Consider the following 22,961-nt stretch of genomic DNA (forward strand, 5'->3'; position numbering starts at 1 on the left):
TTTTTCATTATCAGATCCCGATGAAACAGACTTAAGCAATCATATTATTCAGCGCATACCGTATCAAATCCGCCTGGCCCTCAATATTAAGCTTGCGCTTGATATTGAGCCTGTGGGTTTCCACTGTACGAACGCTTAAACCCAGTTCATTGGCGATATGCTTGTTTGATTTGCCGGTGGCGATGCTTTTCAGTATGGCTTTTTCTCTGGAGGTCAGTACCTGGCGGTTATCGCTGGCATCAGCAGGGCGGGTCAGGCCCGAACTGAAATATGTGCCACCGGCAGTGACGACATCGATCGCTTCAATGATTTCCACAGCAGGGGCGTCTTTCAATACATAGGCGCGTGCGCCTGCCTGCATGGATTGCGTCACGTATTCCGCTTTTTCATGCATGGATAGCATGATGACGGCAATATCCGGGTATTCAGTCTTGAAGCGTGCCGTGAGGCTGATGCCATTGCCTGAACCCAGGTTGATGTCCATTAAGATTAAATTGACTCGGGTGTTGGCCGCTATGGCCAGCGCTTCTTCAGCGGTACCTGCTTCACCAGCGATGTGGACACTTGGTATCGTCTCCAGGCGGGCGCGCAGGCCATCCCTGACCAGGGGGTGGTCATCTACCAGCAGCAGGTGTACTGACTGGCCTTCTGGTGTTGCCTGGACCGGTATGTGCTCGGTCATGTCTGATCTCCGTTGGGGATACGTGCAGTGACTGTGGTGCCTGCCGCATTTGATTGTAATTCCAAACTGCCGCCGATTGCCGCCAGGCGTTCTTGCATATTGCTTAAGCCTATGCCACGACGCGGGTGGTTTGCCACGCCAGGGATGTCAAAGCCGGTGCCATCATCTGAAATAATCAGGCAGATATTGTTGCCTTCACAAATCAGTTGCATGTGGACATGGCTGACGCGCTCAGCGTGTTTATGGATATTGGTCAGCGCTTCCTGCGCTACCCTGAACAAGACCGTATTGCTGATTTCGTTGAGTGCATGGAACTCTCCCTCCGCATGAAAGCTCACAGGCAGCTCTGAGGCGCTCTCAAACTCACCGGCCAGATGTTTGAATGCCGCTACCACACCCAGGTCATCAAGCAGCGCAGGGCGCAGATTATGCGATATACGGCGCACTTCACTCAAAGCCTCGTTCAACTGATCGGTGGCGCGGGCGAAAGAATTTTTTGCCGATTCAGGTTGGCCGGGGTGCTGCCCCAGCTTCACCAGGCCGGATTCGATTTGCAGTTTGATCGATACCAGCAACTGACTAAGCCCATCATGCAAGTCACGCGACAGGCGTGCCCGCTCATCTTCCTGCGAACTGACCACGCTTTGCGCCAGCACTTTCAGCTTGGCTTCTGCCAGACGTGATTCACTGATATTCAATGCGAGGCCAGACAGTGCGATCAGCAGGGCACTGACAATGGCAATGCCAGCTATCCATGACAGGGTGCTTTGTATGTTTTTCGCCACTTGGATATCGATCTTGTTGAGGGCGCTATCGACGTCATCAAGATAAATCCCTGTGCCCATCATCCAGCCCCATTGCTCCAGCATGACTACATAGCCCAGTTTGGGCATGACTTTATGGATGGATGGTTTTTCCCACATATAGCGGATTGCGCCGCCACCGGATTTTGCCTTGTTGATCAAATCCTGTATGGTCAGGTTGCCTTCGGGGTCTTTCATTTCCCACAGATTTTTGCCTACCAGATCAGGCTGGCGTGGGTGCATGAGATTGTTGCCATGTAAATCGTAAATGTAAAAATAGCCATCATCACCAAAATCCAGGGCGGCCAGAATTTTCTTCGCTTCTTCCTGCGTTGCCGGACTTTGCGATTTTGATTTATACAGGTGTGAAATGGCGGCGGTGCCGAGGGTGACGTAGTGCTTCAGTTCGGCTTCCTTACTGGCGACATAGGCATGTTCGACCGTACTTCTTTGCTGTTTCGCCAAAAACGTGGCCTGATAAAACACCGCTACAGCGATGCCTGCAAAGGCGAGCAGCAAGGGTACAACAGCCAGCAAGATAATTTTATAACGTAGTTTCATTCAGTCATTCGGGCTTGCGCATGTCTCAAGCATCTACTTTAGCGCCGAAGTGACACTGGAGTAGCCTTACTTCAGCAGAAAATAAAAAAAACCCCGCAATTGCGGGGTTTTTCATAAAAACCAGAATCAGAGATTAAGGATTTTGAATGTTGGAAGCTTGCTTGCCTTTAGGGCCTTGCGTGACTTCGAACGAAACTTTTTGACCTTCTTTCAGGGTCTTGAAGCCGTTCATCTGGATTGCGGAAAAGTGGGCGAACAAATCCTCACCGCCGTCATCCGGAGTGATAAAGCCGAAACCTTTGGAGTCATTGAACCACTTGACGGTACCTGTTGCCATAATGCATCTTTCAAATAGAAACTATCACACGAGCCGTAAAAGCAAGAAACCTAGCACTATGCTACCTCCCCCTTGACCTGCTCACTTCATATTGACTAATTATTACTAATCTTGTCAATAAATATCATTCTTGGCGGAAAAAAAGCTAAAGTCAAGAAACTTTTGGTTACATCTGCTGTACATTTGCAGTACTGTTGTATTTTTATTTAATGACAAGAAATTTCCCTTTGTTTAAGGGATTGATAAATAGATTTTCAATTAAAACTTGATCTGAGGGAATTAATCACCATCTGCGAGAAAAGCAGAAAGCGCGTAACATTTGCCAAGAGCGGAAATTAAGCCGTTTTTATTCGCTTATTATTTGTCTCTGAAATGAATCAACGTACTAGAATATACGTATGGGAAACAAGCAAGAAAACGGTACGATACTGGAAAAGCAGGCACAGAAGCTAAAGCCGCCTTCCATGTACCAGGTAATTTTACTCAACGACGACTACACTCCTATGGAGTTTGTGGTGGCGATCGTACAGGAATATTTTAATAAAGATCGTGAGACTGCCATGCAGATCATGCTCAAGGTACACAGGGATGGCAAAGGGATATGTGGTGTCTATTCCAAAGATATTGCGCTGACCAAAGTGGAACTCGTTTTGACGCACGCCCGTAAGGCAGGACACCCCCTGCAATGTGTGATGGAGGAAGTATGATTGCGCAAGAACTGGAAGTTAGTCTGCATATGGCCTTTGTGGAGGCCAGGCAGGCTCGTTATGAATTCATCACGGTTGAGCATTTATTGCTGGCCTTGCTGGATAACCCTTCCGCGGCGGAGGTCCTGAGGGCTTGCGCTGTCAACATTGAAGACCTGCGCAAAACACTGGGTAATTTTATTACCGACAACACACCTACCGTGCCTGGTACGAGTGAAGTCGATACCCAGCCCACGCTGGGTTTCCAGCGCGTGATACAACGCGCCATCATGCATGTGCAGTCGGCTTCAAACGGCAAGAAAGAAGTCACAGGTGCCAATGTGCTGGTGGCTATCTTTGGCGAAAAAGACTCACACGCTGTGTATTATTTACATCAGCAGGGTGTAACACGCCTGGATGTGGTCAACTTTATTTCGCATGGCGTACGTAAAGACAGCCATAACGAACCACAGAAAGCGCCTGAAGGCAGTGAAGAAAATCAGGCAGAAGCACAGGCCAAGGAAAATCCGCTTGACCAGTTCACGCAAAACCTGAACAAGGCTGCTGCTGAGGGCAAGATTGATCCGCTGATCGGTCGCGACAATGAAGTTGAGCGCGTGATCCAGATTCTATGTCGTCGCCGCAAGAATAATCCCTTGCTGGTGGGCGAGGCTGGTGTTGGCAAAACGGCCATCGCCGAAGGTCTGGCATGGCGCATCACGCAAAACGATGTACCAGATATTCTGCAAAATGCGGTGGTCTATTCTCTGGACATGGGTTCTCTGCTGGCTGGTACCAAATACCGCGGTGATTTTGAATTGCGCCTCAAAGGTGTGCTCAAACAGTTGAAAGACACACCCAATGGCATTCTGTTCATCGATGAAATTCATACCATCATCGGTGCTGGTTCAGCATCGGGTGGCACGCTGGATGCGTCCAATCTCTTGAAACCAGCCTTGTCCAGTGGGCAACTGAAATGCATAGGTGCGACCACTTACACTGAATACCGTGGTGTCTTTGAAAAAGACCATGCGCTGGCGCGTCGTTTCCAGAAGATCGATGTCAACGAACCAACAGTGGAACAAACCGTGCAAATTCTGCGTGGCTTGAAATCCAAGTTTGAAGAACATCATAACGTCAAGTATTCAGCATCTGCGCTGACGACTGCGGCAGAGTTGTCTGCACGTTTCATCAATGACCGTCATTTGCCTGACAAGGCCATAGACGTGATTGATGAGGCGGGTGCTGCGCAACGTATTTTGCCCAAGTCCAAGCAAAAGAAAACCATAGGCAAGGCAGATATCGAAGACATCATTTCGAAAATTGCCCGTATTCCGCCGCAGACTGTTAATCAGGATGACCGCAGCAAGCTGCAAACCATAGAGCGCGACCTGAAAAATGTCGTGTTCGGTCAGGAACCTGCGATTGAAGCACTGGCATCATCGATCAAGATGGCGCGTGCTGGCCTGGGCAAGACAGACAAGCCTATCGGTTCCTTCCTGTTTTCAGGTCCTACCGGTGTGGGTAAAACTGAAGTTGCCAAGCAACTGGCGTTCACGCTGGGCATAGAGCTGATACGTTTCGATATGTCTGAATACATGGAAAGACATGCCGTCAGCCGTCTGATTGGTGCGCCTCCAGGTTATGTCGGTTTTGACCAGGGTGGTTTGCTGACTGAAGCCATCACCAAAAAACCACATGCCGTGCTGTTGCTGGATGAAATTGAAAAAGCACATCCCGATGTCTTCAACATCTTGTTGCAGGTCATGGATCATGGCACGCTGACGGACAATAACGGCCGCAAGGCTGATTTCCGCAACGTCATCATCATCATGACCACCAATGCTGGTGCTGAAAGCCTGCAGAAACATTCTATCGGTTTCAATAACAGCAAAGAGGCTGGCGATGAGATGGCCGACATCAAGCGCATGTTCACGCCTGAGTTCCGCAATCGTCTGGATGCCATTATCAGCTTCCGTGCACTGGATGAAGAAATCATCCTGCGTGTGGTTGACAAGTTCCTCATGCAGCTCGAAGAACAATTGCATGAGAAAAAAGTGGAAGCGACTTTCACGGAAAACCTGCGCAAGTTCCTTGGCAAAAAAGGCTTTGATCCTTTGATGGGCGCACGACCTATGGCGCGTTTGATACAAGATATGATACGTAAAGCCTTGGCGGATGAGCTGTTATTCGGTAAGCTGGTAACCGGTGGTCGGGTGATTGTCGATCTGGATGATAAAGACCAGATCAAGCTTGAATACTCGGAAGGTGATACCGCACCACCAGAAGCTTCGCAGGAGATCGTCGAAGTCGAATAGTCGCCTGGTAGGATTGCTCTTTAAGCCTGTGACAGTCTGATGTCCAGTTTTTAGCTTGTATATTTTGTACGACGGAGAAAAGTATGGCTGGCCTGAAACTTCCTACATATGTACTCGAATATACAACCAAGACCATTGATTCAGTCTTGTCACCGGCGGCGCTTGAGGGGCAGTCGGTAGAAGTTGATGTGTACGAACGCAACGATGTCAGCAAAAAACACGTCGCTTCCGGCCAGAGAATTAAAGGTGAAGGCGATATGTTCAGGGTGTCAGTAACGACAGATGCTGGCCCGCACGCAGATGAATGGAGTTATACCATCTTGCGTGAGTCAGCAGGACGCAGCCGCAAGTTAAAGAAATAACTGTATGCAGAAAGCCCGGATAGAAATCTTTCTTCCGGGCTTTTATGTTTTTAACCCGCCCGTGTTTCTATGATGGGCGTGCCTTCCAGGGTTTTGTGTACCGGGCATTTGCCAGCAATGGCAATCAGCCTGGTGCGCTGTTCCTCTGTCAGGTCTGCACCGTGCAAGATTACTTCCTTGGTGAAAAAATCCTGCGGTCCTTCCTTGTGGTGGGTGAGATTGACTTCCACCTTGTCCAGCGGCCATTGATGCTGGCGTGCATACCAGCGCACGGTCATGGCCGTGCATTCCCCTAACGCTGCCGTCAGCACGTCATATGGGGAGGGACCGAGGTCACCACCGCCAGCGTCCACAGGTTCATCGCCTTTGATGCTGTGGCCAGAGACGGCAATATCCACCGCAAAAGCACTTTCGCCAGTTTCAATAACGTGGGCAGAGATTATTTTTTCGCTCATAGCATCATTCCGGTAAGGGTATAAATTCTTGTTCGTCGCCGATGACAATACCAAACCGTCCGGCTTTCCAGTCGGCCTTGGCTTGCTCTATGCGTGCTTGCGAGGTAGATACAAAATTCCAGAAAATAAAGCGCTCTTCCGGCAAGGTATCGCCACCCAGCAAGACCAGGTGGGCATCGCTGCTGGTTTCTATCGTCACGCTGACATCAGGCAGAAACACGGGCATGGTACGTGCGGCTATCACTTCGTCGCCTATCTTCAGGCTGCCTGAAACCAGATAGATTGCGCGCTCCTGATAATCGTCCGGCATGCGCAGTTGCGTACCAGCAGGCATCCTGGCTTCGACATAAAACAGTGGGCTGAAAATCTTGACAGGTGCTGTGTGCCCATATGCCGACCCTGCAATGACTTTGAATGCGACATGATCGATACTGAATGTGGGCAAACTGTCAGCACTGTGATGGTGAAATTCAGGCGCAATCTCTTCAAATTCCACTGGCAAGGCAACCCAGCTTTGCAGACCATGCATGGTCCTGTCACTTTGCCGCTGCACGTCGCTGCTGCGCTCAGAATGGGTAATGCCCCGTCCGGCTGTCATCCAGTTGACGGCCCCTGGCAAAATCTCCTGTTCAGAACCGAGGCTGTCACGGTGGAACATATTCCCTTCGAAAAGATAAGTCACCGTTGCCAGGCCAATATGTGGGTGAGAGCGTACATCCATGCCCTGGCCGGCAGAGAAATGTGCTGGCCCCATATGATCAAGAAAAATAAATGGGCCCACCATATGCCGTTTGGCAAACGGCAAGATACGGCCAACGCTGAAACCACCAAGGTCTTTATCGCGTGGCGAGATGGTTAAACTGATGACGCTCATATGCATAGTCCTTTCCTGACTGCTTGTTTGAGAGGCCGATGCGCATATTGTTGGAAACAATAATGATCAGCAAAAAGCTGTTTTGTATTTGCCATGAATTTTAAATCTAAAGCACCTGTCCTGCTGCATCAGGGTACAAATAAACGGATGTAAAAAATTATATTTGATATAATTTTTGCAAATTAACCCAGCCTTGGCATTATTTGTCGCAAATCAGAAAACAGGGAATCATGCAGGCATCATCATTTATTCTTTTTGCACAGGTTCCCGCATGAATCGTGTTTTCGCGATGATGCGATACCTGTTATCACCTAGTTTTCTGGGGCTGGCCTTATGCTTCGTGCTGAGCGCCTGTTCATTTGTCAAACTTAATGACGAAGCGAAGGCAATTTATTCATCCACTGTATTTGTTGGCACCGTATCTACTGATCTACCCTGGGATAAGCCCATCGTCGTTGCGGCCTATACAATGCGTAATGGACGAATGGACATCGCGCATTACACCGTGTTGCACGAACCTGGTGCCTATGAATTGATCGTGCCCAAGGGCGAATATGCCATATTTGCATTTGGCGATGCCAATGCTAATCTCATGGTGGATGCTGGTGAACCGATTGGCCAATATGCCTCTTCATCTGTTGTTGCGTCAGGCGAGGGTGTGGTTGCAGAACTCAATCTTGTCATTTCCGCTACAGCATTATCCGGCATTCCGCTTGGCACCAAGGTAGGTGAACCCCCGGCAGGCGGTAAGTTGCACAGTACACAAGTCGGGGCGATTGCAGAGCTTGGTGCGCCTATTTTTTCAGCTGAATCCGGGAAGAGTGCTTACTGGACTGCAGTAGAGTTTTTCAAAAAAGCTGGTGGCAACATCTACTTCCTCGAAAAATATGATCCCGCAAAAATACCTGTATTGTTTGTGCACGGCGTGGCAGGCTCGCCGCAAGACTGGAAGTATTTTTTTGAGCATATAGACCGCAATAAATACCAGCCCTGGTTTTTTTATTATCCATCAGGCGCCCCCCTGGATTCGATGTCCTATTTGTTGTACTGGAAACTGGCGAACCTGCAAAGGCGCTACCACTTCGACAAAATCTACTTTACTGCTCACAGCATGGGCGGCATGGTCGTCCGTTCTTTCTTGAGTAATTACGGCGCACAGTTCTCCTCCGCTAAACTCTTCATTTCACTGTCCACTCCCTGGGGTGGTGACACGATGGCCGACAACGGCGTGCGCTATTCGCCTGTGGTCGTGCCGTCATGGAATGACATGCAATCGCAAGGTCGTTTCGTACAAACCCTGTTCCAGAAACCGCTGCCGCCAGACCTCGATTATTATCTGTTCTTCGGGCATGGCGGTACTTACAGCCTGCTGCATTCAGCCAATACGGATGGCAGCATTACCCTTGCCAGCGAACTGCGCGCCGAGGCGCAGGCGGAGGCCAGGTTGGTGAAGGGCTTTAATGAAAGTCATATCGGTATACTCTCTTCACCTGAGGTATTTCGCCAGTACGCTGCCGTGCTTGCCGCTACGGACAAGAAACATGCTGCCCACAATACAGACAATAGTGGCAATCTGCGTATTGCTTTCTCGTATGATGCGCGAAGCAATATACCAAGATCCGACCCCTCGTTACTGTTGGCACCTTTAGATGGCAGTGGCGAAGCTATCATCCTGCCTATCCATGCCGGTGACAGCGGTAAAGTGCTAGGACCTTTCCCCAATGGCAGGTACGAGGCCAGCATTATTGCGTATGGCTTTAAAACGATGCAGGTAAAAATCCCCATCGTCATTGCAACAGGTAAAATACCTGATCTCAAATTTACACTCGCACCGATAGGCGTACTTTCAGGATATGTCGGTGCCGATATTAAAGCGGGTGACAATCCTGCTGGCAGTTATCGTGCGCCGAATCAGGATATTCAAATCGAATCGATCACACTCACTGGCGAAACAGAAACCAGAACCCTGATCCCTCAAAATGACATCAAAGATCAGGGTATAAATGCCTATGTGGCAGGCCGTGATTATGCATATCAATCGTCATTTTCTTTTATGGGACTCAAAGCTGGCCAATATGAACTGATCATCAAGGCGAAAGGCTACCTGCCTTACAGGCAGACCTACCATATCATTCCCGGGCAATATGATTATCTGAAACCTATAGACCTGACGCCACTGAAAAATTGAATGTATCCTAATCAGGGGAACAGATTTTTTGAACATATTTTTAATACGGAAGCCATGATGAAATTACTCGCATTCGCTGCAAGCAGCAGCAAAAAATCGATCAACAAGCAATTGGTAAGCTATGCGGCGTCTTTGGTTAAGGACGCAGAAGTCGAATTGCTGGACTTGAATGACTATGAATTACCTCTGTTCAGCGCTGATCGCGAGGCCGAACTGGGAAAACCAGCGTTGGCGCAAGCCTTCCTCGATAAAATTGCCGCCAGTGATGCCATCATCATTTCATTTGCTGAGCATAATGGTTCTTACAGTGCGGCTTACAAAAACCTGTTTGACTGGTGTTCAAGGGCGAACCAGAAAGTCTTCCAGGGCAAACCCGTGGTGATGTTATCAACATCGCCTGGTGCGCGTGGTGGTGCCAGTGTACTGGCCGCAGCGACAGGCTCTGCACCCTTCTTCGGGGCGCAGGTAAAGGCGAGTTTATCGATACCTGTTTTCTATGACAATTTTGATGTGGAGAAGCAGGTATTGAAGAACGAAGAGTTGCAAGGGAAATTGATGGAGACCCTGGCTGCACTTTCTTAAGCAGACACGAGTGATACGCTATTTTTCCTGAAGTGCGTTTCAAGGGGATTGCGGCACTGCAATTGCCGGACTTGGCTTCCCAGTCCGGCAAAAGTTCTTAATGCTTGCCAGTGCTCCCAAATCCACCTTCACCACGTTCACTCTGGCCAAATTCATCAACGAGATTAAAGCCCACTTGCAACACGGGCACGATGATGAGTTGTGCCAGTCTTTCCATGGGTTGCAATGTGAATTCTGCCTGGCCACGGTTCCAGGTCGATACCATGAGCTGGCCCTGGTAGTCTGAATCAATCAAACCAACCAGGTTACCCAGGACGATGCCATTTTTGTGCCCCATGCCGCTGCGTGGCAAGATCATGGCTGCATACGCCGGATCAGCGATATGAATAGCCAGGCCGGTAGGGATCAGCACGGTCTGTCCAGGCTGTATGGTGATAGCTTCATCAATGCAGGCGCGCAAGTCCAGACCGGCACTACCCGGTGTGCCATAAGATGGCAGGAAGTCTTTCATGCGGCTGTCGATAATTTTCAGGTCTATGTTTTTCATGGTATTGAGGAGAAAATAATGCTCAAAAAGCGCTGGCTTTTCGAGCATGAATGGAAATTAATGAGGTAGCGCAAGGCGCAAGCTGATTTCAGCCACCAGTTGCAAGGCCAGGGTCTGCTTGTCGGCGCGGGGCAGTGCAGTGTGGCCGCTTGCATCAAACAGCACCAGTTCATTTTCATCTCTGCCAAAGGTGTGGTGGCCGATATTGCCAACCAGCAGAGGCACGTTTTTCTTCAAACGCTTGGCTGCACCATATTGCAAGAGATTTTCTGACTCTGCCGCAAAACCTACACAGTACGGCGCGTCAGGCATGGCCGCAACGGCCGCCAGAATGTCCGGATTTTGTGCAAATTGCAGTTGAGGGGTATCGGTATCACTCGTCTTCTTGAGTTTTTGTTCGCTCGCGTTGGCAACCCGCCAGTCGGCAACAGCGGCGACTGCCACGAAGACATCCTGCTTGTGAAGCTGTAATTGTGCCATCACGGCATCGTGCATTTGCTGCGCGGTTTGTACCTGTATGCGGCGTACGTCGTAGGGCGTGTCCAGTGCTGTCGGTCCCGACACTAACGTGACAATCGCGCCGGCTTCCCAGGCAGCCCGGGCGATTGCATAACCCATCTTGCCGGACGATAAATTGGTGATGCCGCGTACCGGGTCTATCGGTTCAAAGGTCGGGCCGGCGGTGAGCAGTACGTGTTTGCCGGACAGCGATTTGGCTTGAAACGAAGCAATAATCTCTGTCAGCAACTGATCTGGTTCCAGCATGCGGCCCATACCCGTTTCACCACAAGCCTGATCGCCAGCGGCTGGCCCCAGCACCTGTATGCCATCTGCTCTGATCTGCGCCACATTGCGCTGGGTTGCCGGGTTTTGCCACATTTCCACATTCATTGCGGGGGCAACCAGCAGCGGCAAATGAGCGGGACGTGCAACACACAAGGTGGATAGCAAGTCGTTGCAGGCACCATGCGCCAGTTTGTAAATAAAATCGGTACTGCAAGGGGCAATGACAATGGCATCGGCATCACGCGTCAGGTCTATATGCGGCATATTATTATGTATGCGTGCATCCCACTGATCGGTATAGACAGTGTTGCCAGACAGAGCCTGCATGGTGACTGGTGTAATGAAGTGGGTGGCTGCGTCGGTCATTACAACCTGCACAGTAGCACCCACCTTGCCCAGAGCGCGCGTCAGTTCGGCAATCTTGTAGCAGGCGACGCCACCAGTCAGCCCGAGCACAATTTTTTTACCTGCAAGTCGCAAAGCCATGATGCCTACTCCTTATTTTTTCACGCGGCGCAATTCATCCAGTATGAATAATGCCGCACCTATGCAAATCGCGCTGTCGGCGATATTGAAGGCAGGGAAGTGGTAAATTTCCTGATAATGAAAATCGAGAAAATCAATGACATGACCATACATCAGCCTGTCAATGACATTGCCCAAAGCACCGCCGAGGATAAGCGACAATGCCCAACAAAACATTTTCTGGCTTGAATGACGCAGCAGCAGATAAGTGATAAATGCAGCAGCGACCAGGCCTATCGCCGTGAACAAATATCTTTGCCAGCCAGATTCTGCCGCAAGAAAACTAAAGGCCGCACCCTTGTTGAAGAGCAGCGTCAGGTTGAAAAATGAGGTCAGGCTGAATGACTGGCCATAAGCAAACGCTTTGCTGATAGTGATCTTGCTGACCTGATCAAGCAAAATAACGATTGCTGCCAGGCCCAGCCAGGGTATCAGCTTGCTGCCTGATGAACTTGATGAACTTGAAGAACTGGACCCAGCTTTGAAATTGGAATGTTTTTTGGTTGCCATAGGCTGAGAAATTTTCTTGAGCAGATATTCAGTCAATTTGCCGGGCCAACAAGGGATCTGGATCTGGAGGCTAACCCGGCAAAGCTTTCAGTTATTCACGCTTTACATCTATGCAAAGCGACGGTTTTCGCCGGCACCAAACAGATTGCTGACACACCGGCCACACAGGCCAACGTGCTCAGCATTGCTACCTACGTCCGCACGATAATGCCAGCAACGCTCGCATTTTTCGTATTTGGATGGGGTAACGACAACAGCTTCTTCCGCTTCACTGGCAACCTGTTCCACGCCTGCTGCTGAAGTGATCAGGGCGAATTTCAGGTTGTCGGCAAAGCTGTTCAATACATCAAACTTGCTGCCGCTGGCCTTGATTGTCACTTCTGCCTGCAGGGATGAGCCTATGCCACCGGCCACACGTACTTCTTCGAGTTGCTTGGTCACATCTGTACGTACCGCGCGCAGGGCGGCGTATTTGGCCAGCAGGGCCTCTGCATCAGCGATCTCTGGCAAGCTGTAATAAGTTTGCGTGAAGATGGTTTCATCGCTGTCTTGGTAAGCATCGGCAGCGGCAAAGAATTGCCAGGCTTCTTCAGCAGTGAAAGACAACATTGGTGCCATCAGGCGCAGCAGCGATTGCGTGATATGCCAGATAGCCGTCTGGGCAGAACGGCGTGCATGCGAAGTTGCACCGCTGGTGTACAGGCGGTCTTTCAGGATATCAAGGTAGAAACCACCGAGGTCTTCTGAGCAGAAAGACTGCAATTTGCTGACCACAGGATGGAATTCAAATGCCTCAAAATGTGCCAGGATATCTTTCTGCAATGCTGCCATATTGGCGATGGCATAGCGGTCTATCTCCAGCAATTCATTGATCGCAACAGCATGTTTTGCCACATCAAAATCAGAGGTGTTGGCCAGCAGGAAGCGCAGGGTATTGCGGATGCGACGATAGGCTTCCGTCACACGTTTCAGGATTTCGTCAGAGATGGACAGCTCACCCGAATAATCAGATGAGGCTACCCACAGGCGCAGGATATCTGCACCCAGTGTGTCGGATATTTTTTGCGGTGCCAATGTATTGCCCAAAGACTTGGACATTTTTTTGCCATCGCCATCAACGGTAAAGCCATGGGTCAGCAAGGCTTTGTAAGGCGCACGGCCATCCAGCATGGACGCTGTCAGCAACGAAGAATGGAACCAGCCGCGATGCTGGTCTGAGCCTTCCAGATACAAATCTGCTGGGAACTGCAGTTGTTGCTTGTGCGAGCCGCGCAAGACAGTCTGATGCGTCACACCAGAGTCAAACCACACGTCCAGCGTATCGCGGTTCTTTACATACATGGCAGCTTCATCGCCGAGCAAATCAGCGACTTCGATTTTCTGCCAGGCTTCTATGCCTTCTTGCTCTATACGTTTGGCGATCTGTTCCAGCAGTTCTGGTGTGCGTGGATGGAGTTGGCCAGTTTCCTTATGCAGGAAGAAGGCCATAGGCACGCCCCATTGACGCTGACGTGACAAGGTCCAGTCGGGGCGGTTGGCGATCATGCCATGCAAACGTGCCTTGCCCCATGCCGGGAAGAACGCAGTGTCATCGATGGCTTTCAATGCTGTCTGGCGCAAGCTGTCACCACCCGCTTTGGGCGTATTGTCCATACTGGCAAACCACTGTGAAGTGGCGCGGTAGATGATCGGTGTTTTATGACGCCAGCAATGCATGTAGCTATGCTCAAACATCTTGAACGCAAACAGGGTACCCGCTTCACGCAGCTTGTCGCAGATAGGCTTGGATGCTTCCCAGATCGTCATGCCGGCAAAGAAAGGCAGGCTGGACGCAAACTTGCCGTCACCCATGACTGGGGCGATGATGTCATCATCCTTCATACCATGCGCCTTGCATGACTGGAAATCTTCTATGCCGTAAGCTGGCGCAGAGTGGACCACGCCAGTACCAGTTTCTGTACTCACGTATTCACCCAGATAAACTGGAGAAAAACGGTCATAGCCAGCATCGAGTGCAGCCAGCGGATGCTTGAATTTGATTTCAGATAAATCCGCACCCAGGCAAGTGGCGATGATTTCACCAGTCAGACCATAGTTGGTCAGGCTGGCTTCGACCAGGTCTTTTGCCAGGATCAGCAAGATGTCTTCACCTTCACGCTGGGTCTTGACCAGAGCGTAAGTGATTTCCGGGTGCATGTTCAACGCCTGGTTGGAAGGGATGGTCCAGGGCGTCGTGGTCCAGATGACGCAATAACCTTTGTCCAGCGGCAGTTTGTCCAGCTTGAAGGCGGCTGCCAGTTTTTCTGGTTCAGCAAACGGGAAGCCGACATCGATCGATGGGTCGCGCTTGTTTTCATATTCGACTTCAGCTTCTGCCAGGGCAGAGCCGCAGTCAAAACACCAGTTGACTGGTTTCAGGCCGCGATAGACATAACCTTTTTCCAGCAATTTGCCAAGTGCACGCAATTCATCTGCTTCATTGCCAAAGGCCATGGTTTTATAGGGATTATCCCATTCACCCAAAACACCCAAACGGATAAAGCCGGCTTTTTGTTTTTCTATCTGTTCATTTGCGTACACGCGTGCCTTGGCATGGACTTCTGCCACTGGCAGGTTTTTGCCAAACAGTTTTTCTACCTGGATTTCGATAGGCATGCCGTGGCAGTCCCAGCCCGGCACATACGGGGCATCAAAACCAGCCAAGGTGCGGGCTTTGACAATCATGTCTTTCAAGATCTTGTTGACGGCGTGGCCAAGATGGATATCGCCATTGGCATACGGTGGGCCGTCATGCAGGATGAATTTAGGACGGCCGGCAGATGCCTTGCGCACGCGCTCATAGATTTTTTTGTCTTGCCATTCCTTGACCCACTTGGGTTCGCGCTTGGCCAGGTCGCCGCGCATGGGGAAAGCTGTTTCGGTCATGTTGACCGGGTATTTACTGGCAGTTTTTGCCGCTTTGTTTTCAGACATAATGAGTTTTCTATTTTTTTAAAATCAGGGTGAAGTCACAGGCAATCACAGCGAACAATGTGTGAGCTTCAAATTCGGTCAGTGGCAGAGCGGGCTGGGCGGTGACTATCAGCAAAATAGGCACGTGCCTGTTCAGCGTCCTTGTTGATGGCCGCGGTCAGGGTTGGCAGGTCTAGGTATTTTTCTTCGTCACGCAGTTTTTTCAGAAATTCGATGTGCACGACCTTGCCATAGGCGTGACCAGCGTAATCAAATACATGGGTTTCCAGCAGTACGCGGCCACTGTCATCGACAGTAGGGCGTACACCCAGACTGGCGACCGCTGGCAAAGGCTGATCTGCCAGACCATGCACCTGCACGATAAAAATGCCATTCAGAGCCGGACGATGATGCGCGATACGCAGGTTCAGCGTAGGAAAACCGATGGTGCGCCCCAGCTTTTGGCCGTGCACCACATGGCCGGATATACGGTAAGGGTGACCGAGCAAGGCTTCAGCTTCGTCAAAGTCGGCATTGGCCAAAGCCAGTCTTACAGCGGAAGACGAAATACGCACGCCCTTGTTTTGTACCGAAGGCAGGGTTTCCACCGTAAAGCCAAAGCGCAGGCCAGCTTCTGTCAGCGTTGCGATATCGCCGGCACGTTTGGCACCAAAGCGAAAATCTTCGCCCACCATCAGCCATTTCACGTGCAGACCTTCGACCAGCACTTTTTCAATGAAATCTTGCGGTGACAGGGCCGCAAAATGGGCATTGAAATGTTCAACAATGACGCGGTCTACCCCGGCAACCTGCAAAGAGGCCATGTTGTCACGCAGATTGGCGATACGGGTTGGTGCTTTTGACAAGTCGCCCATCATCTGCGCAAAGAAAGCGCGCGGATGTGGCTCAAATGTCATGACGGCGGCTTCTATGCCCAGATTGGTGGCTGCATCCCGCAAACGGGCAAGCAAAGCCTGATGGCCCAGGTGCACGCCATCAAAATTGCCTATCGCCAGCGCACAAGCGGCGCGGGAGGCTGCATTGGGAAGTCCGCGAAATACCTTCATTGTTTCCAGAAAACTGCTGCAAAGCCCATGATTATAAATGCTTTCAGCTATGGTTTAGGCGTAGATGCGGGTTTAATGCAAATTCTACAAGTGGATAAACCTGATAATTTGGTACCTGGCCAGATTTTAATGATGATGTGACCACAAAACATCATTGGAGTTGATGAAAGAGGCGACAGCGTCCTTGTTGCCGGTCGCATGTTTCATGACTTCGCCACAGGTGCAGATGCCCTGGTAAGGCTGGATATGGGAGCAGGCAGAGACTTTTTGCAGGAATACCTGGACAGATTTGCTGCAATTTTTACATTTGAAGGTAAGGATGCGTGGTGGTTTGTTCATGGCTTGCTAGATAAAAGAGGTGGCGAATAGACGGTAATCAATGATTTAGCCCGTATTTTAACCGAGCCGGGTAGGGGGCTGATGTGTTGAGGATGCTCATTGTTGGCATTAACCAGTATTAACCAGTCTTTTTCACTCAGTTAACCAGTTTTTTCCAGTCAGCATAGCTTTGTGGGACATTGTCATCTGCCACCATGATGGTACTGAGGCTGGTTTTTAAGGCCGGGATGTCGTCTACGTCTTCCGACTCAGCACTGGTATTCAGAAGGGCAAGCAAGCGGCTTTGTAATTGTGATAATTCTAAAGCGGGGTGCTGCGCAGCCAGCTCGTCATCAAGCTTTGCCTCTACTGCCTGTGAGTCTGTACGCGTTTTAATTGAATATACGATCAGATTGTAGCTGTCGGCTGAGCGCAGCCAGTAGACCTGACGCGCAAATACGCTGCGCAGGCGGCTCAGCATATCTGCCAGTGCGCTGGGCTTGCCCCATACATTGGCCACGAGTACGCCACCCGGTAAAAGATGGCGGTGGCAAAGTGTGTAAAAGCTGCTGGTATTCAATTCTGCCACCAGGCCATTTTCGTCATAGGCGTCAAGCAGGACCACATCTGCCTGATAAGTGTGTTGTTGCAAGTGTTCAAGCGCGTCGCAATGAATGATTTGCAGACGTTCATCATCAGCCGGGATCATGAAGGCATCACGCATGGCGATGACATCGGCATTGATTTCCAGGACCGTGATACGGCAGCCAGGCAGGTGGCGATAACAGTATTTGACCAGTGAACCACCACCAAGCCCAATCAACAGGATATACGCAGGTTGCGGAACAAACATCAGAAACCCCATGACCGCACGCGAATAGGCGCATAACAGTTCATCTGGCGCGTCACGCTTCATGGCGCTTTGCATGCATTGCGGGTTCAGGTACATCATGCGCAAATTGTCGTCATCAAGCATGAATGCCCGCCCACCGCCGGCTTGATGCAAAGCTTGCAGGTGACGCATATGATCGCGCTCTGGGCCGCTGGCCTGATTCAAAAACAGACGGGACAGGCTTTGCCTTGGCTTTTTCATGGCTGAATGATGTTTAAACAGAACCCAACTGGGCTTTCAGCGCAGCGATCTGACGCTGCAAGTCTTCATTTTCGGTTTGCAGATGAGCGACACGTTGGCGCAAAGTGCTCATTTCATCATTTGCGGTATGGCTGGAGGCGCGTGCACTGTCATCCACATGGCTTTCAGCGGTTTCGTGGCTGGCTGCGTTTTTGGCCGGGGCTTTTTGTTCCCTTGCCTTGTCCCTGACTTGCCGGGCGGCTTGCTGTAGCTCTTTGCGCCCACCTGCCACGGCAGTAAGCTGATCCTGGTCTGGCAGTGAAGCAATTGCCGCTGCAGCGCTGATAGAAATCGTGCCGTCGCGCACGGCCTGCACCAGTTCTGGTGTAGCGGCTTTCTGGATTTTTTCTATCTGTACCACGGCATTGCTGCTGATGCCTGCTGCACGGGCGATATCCTGGCGGCTTTGCGTGGCCTTGATGACGGGCACGGCGACATCGCTTTCGGTATTTTCTGGCAGAGCCTGCTCTTCCTGGGCTTTGGCACGGTTGGCGACTATTTCTTTTTTGCGCAAGGCCAGCATGCCGCGCTGGAAATCCGACACACTGCGGCGGGCCAGATGATTATCGATCATCCATAGCTGCACATCTTCAATATTGGCGAAATTGTCATTCTGCACCGTTTTGTAAGGCAAATGATGGCGCTGACAGATCGCATAGCGGTTATGGCCATCGATCAGCACTTCACCCCAGCAGACCAGGGCGTCACGGCAACCTTCTGTCAATATGCTGCGCTCCAGTGCGGCAAATTCATGCTCGGTCAGCGGGTCGATGTAGGCGCGCAGGGCTTCATGGATGACGATACTCATGCTAATTACTCTTTGACGTGGATATTCAGGATATTTCCGGGAAGGCGGCATTGTAGCCGAGAATGCACACGATACCGTTGCACGCAGGTAGCACGTGTACAATACTTCACCTTTGTGCAGCACATTGCCTGTGCCTGCTGCGTTCCTGTTGCTACATTGCCAATGTACGTTATTGATGGGGCGCTAACATATATAGACACAAAAACACAACATACTTCATGACAGACAGGGAGAACCAACATGATGACCTATGAAGAATACCTGGATGAAGTCACTACCTTGATGACGGAAAGATACGAACTCAGCGATGACGAAGCCATCAAGCACGTAATGCGTGCCCAGGCCGCTGATTTCTTCACCCATCACGATGACATACCTGCCATGCGCACGCAGGAAAGGGCAGAGCAGGATGCCAAGACGATATACGACATGCGCAATAAATCGCGCGGTCATGCACCGGTCAAGCTGGTGAAAACCGGCGGTAAGCCGCGAAAAGAATAAGCAGCACGAATGAAAACACCAAAAAGACTGCAACCGCTGGTTGAAGAAGGTTTGCTTGATGAAGTAATGCGTCAACTGATGAGTGGTAAAGAAGCAACCGTATATGTCGTACGCTGCGGCGAAGAAATACGCTGCGCCAAAGTATATAAAGAAGCCAGTCAGCGTAGTTTTCGCCATGCCGCTTCTTATCAGGAAGGCCGCAAAGTCAAGAACAGCCGCCAGGCACGCGCCATGGAAAAAGGCACGCGCTATGGCCGTAAGATGCAGGAAGAAGTCTGGCAAAATGCCGAGGTTGATGCGCTTTATCGCCTCGCAGCAGCGGGTGTCAAGGTGCCCAGACCTTACATCTGTTTTGAAGGCGTCTTGCTGATGGATCTGGTCACGGATGCTGACGGCAATGCTGCACCACGCCTCAATGATGTAGAGTTGTCGCCTGAACTGGCGCTGGTATATCACGCCCAGCTTTTGCATCAGGTGGTATTGATGCTGTGTGCCGGTGTGATACACGGTGATTTGTCTGAATTTAATATTCTGGTCGACGCAGAAGGCCCCGTCATTATTGACTTGCCACAGGCTATTGACGCTTCCAGCAATACGGAAGCTGCTGTCTTGCTTGAACGCGATGTCAATAATCTAGCCACCTATTTCGGGCAGTTTGCGCCGCAACTGACGCACACTCAATATGGCAAGGAAATCTGGAAACTCTATGTAGCAGGTACGCTCACACCAGAAACCGTGTTGACAGGTAAAGTTGAAATTGACAAACGACCAGTCGATGTCGGTGCAGTCATGGAAGAAATAGAATCGGCCATCCTGGAAGAAAAAGAAAGGCAAAGGCGCTTGCTGGAAATGTAGGTGATCCTTTTCTGGTATCCGTCTTGTTCCTGATAACCATCATGCCAAATCAGGAGGAACTCTTGCTGCGCTGATCTGTCCATCCACATCCAATTCAGCATATCATGTTGAAAACAGACCAGGAGAACAAAGCATGATCAAAGGCAGCAGCTTCCACCTTCGCCACGTCAAAAAAGAAGATGTCCCGACCCTGATCGATTTAATGAATCACCCGGAATCGAAAGGCGATTATTTGTCTATCGAGTTGATGTTGCCGGGCGTGGCGGAAAAGAAATTTGACGATGAATCAAGGTCAAAAGATGTCTGCGAAACCTTCCTCATCATTGATGATAATGAAAGCGGGAAAATACTCGGCCGTGTTTTCCATTTCAAAACCGTGCCATATTTTAATTCGCGGGAGATCGGTTACGGCCTGTTTGGCAAAAGCCTGCATGGCAAGGGTCTGATGACAGAGGCGGTGCAACTGCTGACAGATTACCTGTTCAAGACCCTGCTCATCAACCGGCTGGAAATTCATATGAATGTCGGCAATATCGCTTCAGAAAAAGTGGCGATCAATTGCGGGTTTCAAAAGGAAGGCATCGCCCGTGGTGCGATTTTTTCGCGTGGCAAACATGAAGACATTGCCATGTATGCGCTGTTGCGGGCAGAGTGGGAGCAGCGATAGGCAGGACAATTCCGGTTGATCGCCAGGATAAGTTGATTGATGTTTTAAGCGTTAATTTTTTACGCAATGACTACGCCTGATTGTCTGATGCCATGCTTTTCATGCTGGGAATGAGATTGCGACTGATTTTTTGATTGTTATTTTCTTGCCACGAAAACTTTTACCAGTGCTGCATTGATTTTCTGCATTTGCTCTGCCGTTACATCTTTACTGCAAACGATGTAACGGTTTAAGCCTTGTGGCATACCACCCAGATCCATTTGTGTGGTCAGGCGCAGGCTGTCTTCCTTATCCTTCAAATACTCCCAGTCTTCGCGATCAATAAACATATACGAGGCACGGTTGGCGCCTACCATACGCGCCATGATCATCGGCAAGGTAGTGCTGCGTTCGATTTTATTTTTACTCGACTTTATCAGCGCATCCAGCTCTGGCCCATATGATACGGCGTCAACCACGCCCAGAGTCAGCGAAGGATCTGCCAGCAATGAATTCAGGTTGTGATGTGCCGTTACCGTCGTCAAGGCAGCGGGGCTGACCAGTAAAGTATGGGGTGGGTCCGCATGGAACACGCCAGAAAACTGCACCAGCGCCTCGCGTTCAGGAATTTTATACCAGCCAAACGAACAGTAATTTTTGGTGCCTGCAGAAAAATTACTCCAGATACGCTTGGCTGGTTCTTCAACAAAACGATGGGGTAATTGTGCGGTAGCAAATACCTGTTTGGCGCGATCCAGCAAAATACCTTTCTCCACACCGTTTTCTCTATATTGATGAGGTGGTTTAATGCGCCACGCAACGGTGATGACATCTTCAGCGCCTGCCATACCTGCGAGTAGTAAAAGTGCTGCGGTACTCGCTAACAAGAGAATTTTCATTTTATTGCCATGAAGTGTTTAAGACCATTCTAAGCGATCAGGCAGCGGTATGTGCATATTCAAATGATAAAGGCAGCAAAAATGAAGATGCAGTCACCATCATGGTGGTAAAACAAGGAGGATTTTCAGTAGAGGGCGCTGGTGCAGACTTAAATTGAACAAGCCGCACAAACGATCTGGTCAGCGATCATTTGTGCGGCCTGCATTTGTTGACGGCATAAAAGCTGCTCAGCTTTTATGCAGAATCTGCCATTATTTATTGACGGACACGTTTCTTTGCACCAGTGGCGGCGCTGGATTTTGCTTTATAGCCAGGCTGCGCATTGGTATTGGGAAAGGCTGGGGCACCGCTTTTTGCCTTGGCGATGGCTGCTGATGGGAATTTCACGGCAGATTTTTTTTCTGCAACTACGGGTGCCTTGGCTGATACGCTTTCGACCGTTTCTGTTGTAGCCACTTTTGCGACAGGTTTTGCCGCTGGTTTTTTCGCCGCTGCTGTAGCGACGGGAGTTGTTGCAGCTGCTGTCGCAGCTGTTGTTGCTGCAATAGGCGCTGCCGCTTTCTTGTCTGTCGTTATGGCCGCTGCTGGTACCGTTATTCCGGGTGCAGCTACTGCTGTCACAGGACTGGCAATCGTAATTGGTGTTTCGGTTTTTGTCACTGCTACGACAGTTTTTTTTGTTTTTGATGTCACTGGTTTGATCTCAGGCTTGGGAGTTGCGACAGCTTTCGTCGGCACTTTTTGTTTGTTTACTGCTTTGCCAGGTTTGGTCTCTGGTTCTGCCAGTAGTGTCAATTGTTTGCCTGGACTGCTCAGGGGTTTTGCAGCTACTGTTTTTTTAACGGCTGGTTTTACTGTTGCTGCTGCTGGTGCAGCTTTAACCGCAAGCACTGCAACTTGTGTCAGGGTGGGCTTTGTTGCTTCAATCCTGGCGATTGCCTTGACTGGCGCTGTTGGTGCGCTGAGGGTGTTGGCGCTAATTGCCTGCCACAGTTCACTGCGGGTATCACTGCCAATGCTTGCCAGTTCGCGGCCATAGGACAGGATTTTTTCGATTTGTGGTTGACTTTGTGCCGCGGTCAATTTCAACAATTGCTGCGGTTCTTTGATGGTAAGAAGTTCATGCGTGACGGTATTGACGTTTTCAAATGACTGTTTCGCTACATTGAAATTCAAAGCAAGCAGTTTTTCCAGGCCGCCAAAAGCGGACTGCCCAAAGGCGCGAAAGACAGCAATTTGAGTCGCGATCTGAGTCTGGGCAGCAGATGATAATTGTTCGGGAAGCAAAGACATGAAACTCTCCAGAGTGGATAAGATAATGGCAACTGAGGCGGCTGAATATTGATGCGTCGCAGCATTATTGCCTGATCAGGCATTTTATCTCTTGATTGCTCAATTTGTAAGCATTATTTTTGCATTGCAATATATTTTCGTCGAAATTCTTTTAGCCGTGACTATGCTTCATGAGTTGAATCGCATTTGCAAATGCTACAGGCTGGCATAAACGAGAACTTTGGCGGCGCTTACAATATTACAATAGCGCATCAACTTTGTTTACATTGGGGC

General features: G+C 50.1%; 24 protein-coding genes. 9 read left to right on the forward strand and 15 right to left on the reverse strand.

The window, feature by feature from the left end; translation table 11 throughout:
* Positions 1-31: 31 nt before the first annotated feature.
* The 3 genes from ACO0LH_RS17560 to ACO0LH_RS17570 all read right to left on the reverse strand — a co-directional run bounded on the left by ACO0LH_RS17560 (position 32) and on the right by ACO0LH_RS17570 (position 2,383).
* Positions 32-682 carry a response regulator gene (locus ACO0LH_RS17560; RefSeq protein ID WP_422942420.1) on the reverse strand — a complete coding sequence of 217 codons (651 nt, stop codon included), beginning with the start codon at positions 680-682 and terminating at the stop codon, positions 32-34.
* Entirely contained in the window at positions 679-2,046 is a 1,368-nt protein-coding gene (locus ACO0LH_RS17565) for a cache domain-containing protein (RefSeq protein ID WP_422942421.1), read from the reverse strand. Before ACO0LH_RS17565 ends, ACO0LH_RS17560 begins: the two co-directional genes overlap by 4 nt.
* A gap of 133 nt (positions 2,047-2,179) precedes the next feature.
* Positions 2,180-2,383, reverse strand: coding sequence for a cold-shock protein (locus ACO0LH_RS17570; protein WP_110257373.1), 204 nt, complete (start codon positions 2,381-2,383; stop codon positions 2,180-2,182).
* Positions 2,384-2,781: 398 nt separating this feature from the next.
* On the opposite strand from ACO0LH_RS17570, the gene clpS reads away from it, so the two are divergent.
* The 3 genes from clpS (at position 2,782) to ACO0LH_RS17585 (ending at position 5,749) form a co-directional block, all read left to right on the forward strand.
* Entirely contained in the window at positions 2,782-3,090 is a 309-nt protein-coding gene (clpS, locus tag ACO0LH_RS17575) for an ATP-dependent Clp protease adapter ClpS (RefSeq protein WP_422942422.1), read from the forward strand.
* On the forward strand, positions 3,087-5,387 hold the full coding sequence (gene clpA, locus ACO0LH_RS17580) for an ATP-dependent Clp protease ATP-binding subunit ClpA (protein WP_422942423.1): 2,301 nt from the start codon (positions 3,087-3,089) through the stop codon (positions 5,385-5,387). The genes clpS and clpA overlap by 4 nt, the downstream gene beginning before the upstream one ends.
* Positions 5,388-5,470: 83 nt before the next feature.
* A complete protein-coding gene (locus tag ACO0LH_RS17585; protein ID WP_422942424.1) occupies positions 5,471-5,749 on the forward strand; it encodes a hypothetical protein in 279 nt (92 codons plus the stop codon).
* A gap of 50 nt (positions 5,750-5,799) precedes the next feature.
* Here the strand turns inward: ACO0LH_RS17585 and ACO0LH_RS17590 are convergent, their stop codons facing one another.
* Both ACO0LH_RS17590 and ACO0LH_RS17595 read right to left on the reverse strand, forming a co-directional pair.
* Positions 5,800-6,204 carry an OsmC family protein gene (locus ACO0LH_RS17590; RefSeq protein WP_422942425.1) on the reverse strand — a complete coding sequence of 135 codons (405 nt, stop codon included), beginning with the start codon at positions 6,202-6,204 and terminating at the stop codon, positions 5,800-5,802.
* Between the two features lie 4 nt (positions 6,205-6,208).
* Positions 6,209-7,078: a pirin family protein gene (locus ACO0LH_RS17595; RefSeq protein WP_422942426.1), complete on the reverse strand. Its 870-nt coding sequence runs from the start codon at positions 7,076-7,078 to the stop codon at positions 6,209-6,211.
* A 271-nt stretch (positions 7,079-7,349) separates the two neighbouring features.
* On the opposite strand from ACO0LH_RS17595, the gene ACO0LH_RS17600 reads away from it, so the two are divergent.
* A complete protein-coding gene (locus tag ACO0LH_RS17600; RefSeq protein ID WP_422942427.1) occupies positions 7,350-9,266 on the forward strand; it encodes a lipase family alpha/beta hydrolase in 1,917 nt (638 codons plus the stop codon).
* Between the two features lie 57 nt (positions 9,267-9,323).
* Entirely contained in the window at positions 9,324-9,848 is a 525-nt protein-coding gene (locus tag ACO0LH_RS17605; protein WP_422942428.1) for an NADPH-dependent FMN reductase, read from the forward strand.
* Between the two features lie 97 nt (positions 9,849-9,945).
* On the opposite strand, the gene dut is transcribed toward ACO0LH_RS17605, so the two are convergent.
* The 8 genes from dut to ACO0LH_RS17645 form a co-directional block, all read right to left on the reverse strand.
* Positions 9,946-10,395, reverse strand: a complete 450-nt coding sequence (gene dut / locus ACO0LH_RS17610; RefSeq protein WP_422942429.1) for a dUTP diphosphatase — start codon at positions 10,393-10,395, stop codon at positions 9,946-9,948.
* Positions 10,396-10,452: 57 nt separating this feature from the next.
* Positions 10,453-11,661, reverse strand: coding sequence for a bifunctional phosphopantothenoylcysteine decarboxylase/phosphopantothenate--cysteine ligase CoaBC (coaBC, locus tag ACO0LH_RS17615; RefSeq protein WP_422942573.1), 1,209 nt, complete (start codon positions 11,659-11,661; stop codon positions 10,453-10,455).
* Positions 11,662-11,679: 18 nt separating this feature from the next.
* On the reverse strand, positions 11,680-12,216 hold the full coding sequence (gene lspA / locus ACO0LH_RS17620) for a signal peptidase II (RefSeq protein ID WP_422942430.1): 537 nt from the start codon (positions 12,214-12,216) through the stop codon (positions 11,680-11,682).
* 108 nt (positions 12,217-12,324) lie between these two features.
* Entirely contained in the window at positions 12,325-15,189 is a 2,865-nt protein-coding gene (gene ileS / locus ACO0LH_RS17625) for an isoleucine--tRNA ligase (protein WP_422942431.1), read from the reverse strand.
* 68 nt (positions 15,190-15,257) lie between these two features.
* On the reverse strand, positions 15,258-16,235 hold the full coding sequence (locus ACO0LH_RS17630; protein ID WP_422942432.1) for a bifunctional riboflavin kinase/FAD synthetase: 978 nt from the start codon (positions 16,233-16,235) through the stop codon (positions 15,258-15,260).
* A gap of 126 nt (positions 16,236-16,361) precedes the next feature.
* The gene (locus tag ACO0LH_RS17635) at positions 16,362-16,574 is read right to left on the reverse strand and encodes a hypothetical protein (protein WP_422942433.1); all 213 of its coding nucleotides are present in this window, start codon (positions 16,572-16,574) and stop codon (positions 16,362-16,364) included.
* 136 nt (positions 16,575-16,710) lie between these two features.
* On the reverse strand, positions 16,711-17,646 hold the full coding sequence (locus tag ACO0LH_RS17640; protein WP_422942434.1) for a fused MFS/spermidine synthase: 936 nt from the start codon (positions 17,644-17,646) through the stop codon (positions 16,711-16,713).
* Between the two features lie 13 nt (positions 17,647-17,659).
* Positions 17,660-18,493, reverse strand: a complete 834-nt coding sequence (locus tag ACO0LH_RS17645; protein ID WP_422942435.1) for a hypothetical protein — start codon at positions 18,491-18,493, stop codon at positions 17,660-17,662.
* 243 nt (positions 18,494-18,736) lie between these two features.
* Here ACO0LH_RS17645 and ACO0LH_RS17650 point away from each other — a divergent pair, with 243 nt between their 5' ends.
* From ACO0LH_RS17650 to ACO0LH_RS17660, 3 genes are all read left to right on the forward strand, one after another.
* Entirely contained in the window at positions 18,737-18,994 is a 258-nt protein-coding gene (locus ACO0LH_RS17650) for a hypothetical protein (protein ID WP_422942574.1), read from the forward strand.
* 9 nt (positions 18,995-19,003) lie between these two features.
* A complete protein-coding gene (locus ACO0LH_RS17655; protein WP_422942436.1) occupies positions 19,004-19,849 on the forward strand; it encodes a PA4780 family RIO1-like protein kinase in 846 nt (281 codons plus the stop codon).
* Positions 19,850-19,982: 133 nt separating this feature from the next.
* Positions 19,983-20,516, forward strand: a complete 534-nt coding sequence (locus ACO0LH_RS17660) for a GNAT family N-acetyltransferase (protein WP_422942437.1) — start codon at positions 19,983-19,985, stop codon at positions 20,514-20,516.
* A gap of 137 nt (positions 20,517-20,653) precedes the next feature.
* Here the strand turns inward: ACO0LH_RS17660 and ACO0LH_RS17665 are convergent, their stop codons facing one another.
* Complete coding sequence (locus ACO0LH_RS17665) at positions 20,654-21,394, reverse strand: hypothetical protein (protein ID WP_422942438.1); 741 nt, start codon at positions 21,392-21,394, stop codon at positions 20,654-20,656.
* A gap of 14 nt (positions 21,395-21,408) precedes the next feature.
* Here ACO0LH_RS17665 and ACO0LH_RS17670 point away from each other — a divergent pair, with 14 nt between their 5' ends.
* On the forward strand, positions 21,409-21,552 hold the full coding sequence (locus tag ACO0LH_RS17670; protein WP_422942439.1) for a hypothetical protein: 144 nt from the start codon (positions 21,409-21,411) through the stop codon (positions 21,550-21,552).
* Positions 21,553-21,650: 98 nt separating this feature from the next.
* Here ACO0LH_RS17670 and ACO0LH_RS17675 read toward each other — a convergent pair whose 3' ends face one another.
* The gene (locus ACO0LH_RS17675) at positions 21,651-22,688 is read right to left on the reverse strand and encodes a phasin family protein (RefSeq protein ID WP_422942440.1); all 1,038 of its coding nucleotides are present in this window, start codon (positions 22,686-22,688) and stop codon (positions 21,651-21,653) included.
* Positions 22,689-22,961 lie beyond the last annotated feature (273 nt).

Source organism: Undibacterium sp. TJN19, from assembly GCF_049339485.1.
In the GTDB taxonomy this organism is placed as follows: Bacteria; Pseudomonadota; Gammaproteobacteria; order Burkholderiales; family Burkholderiaceae_D; genus Undibacterium.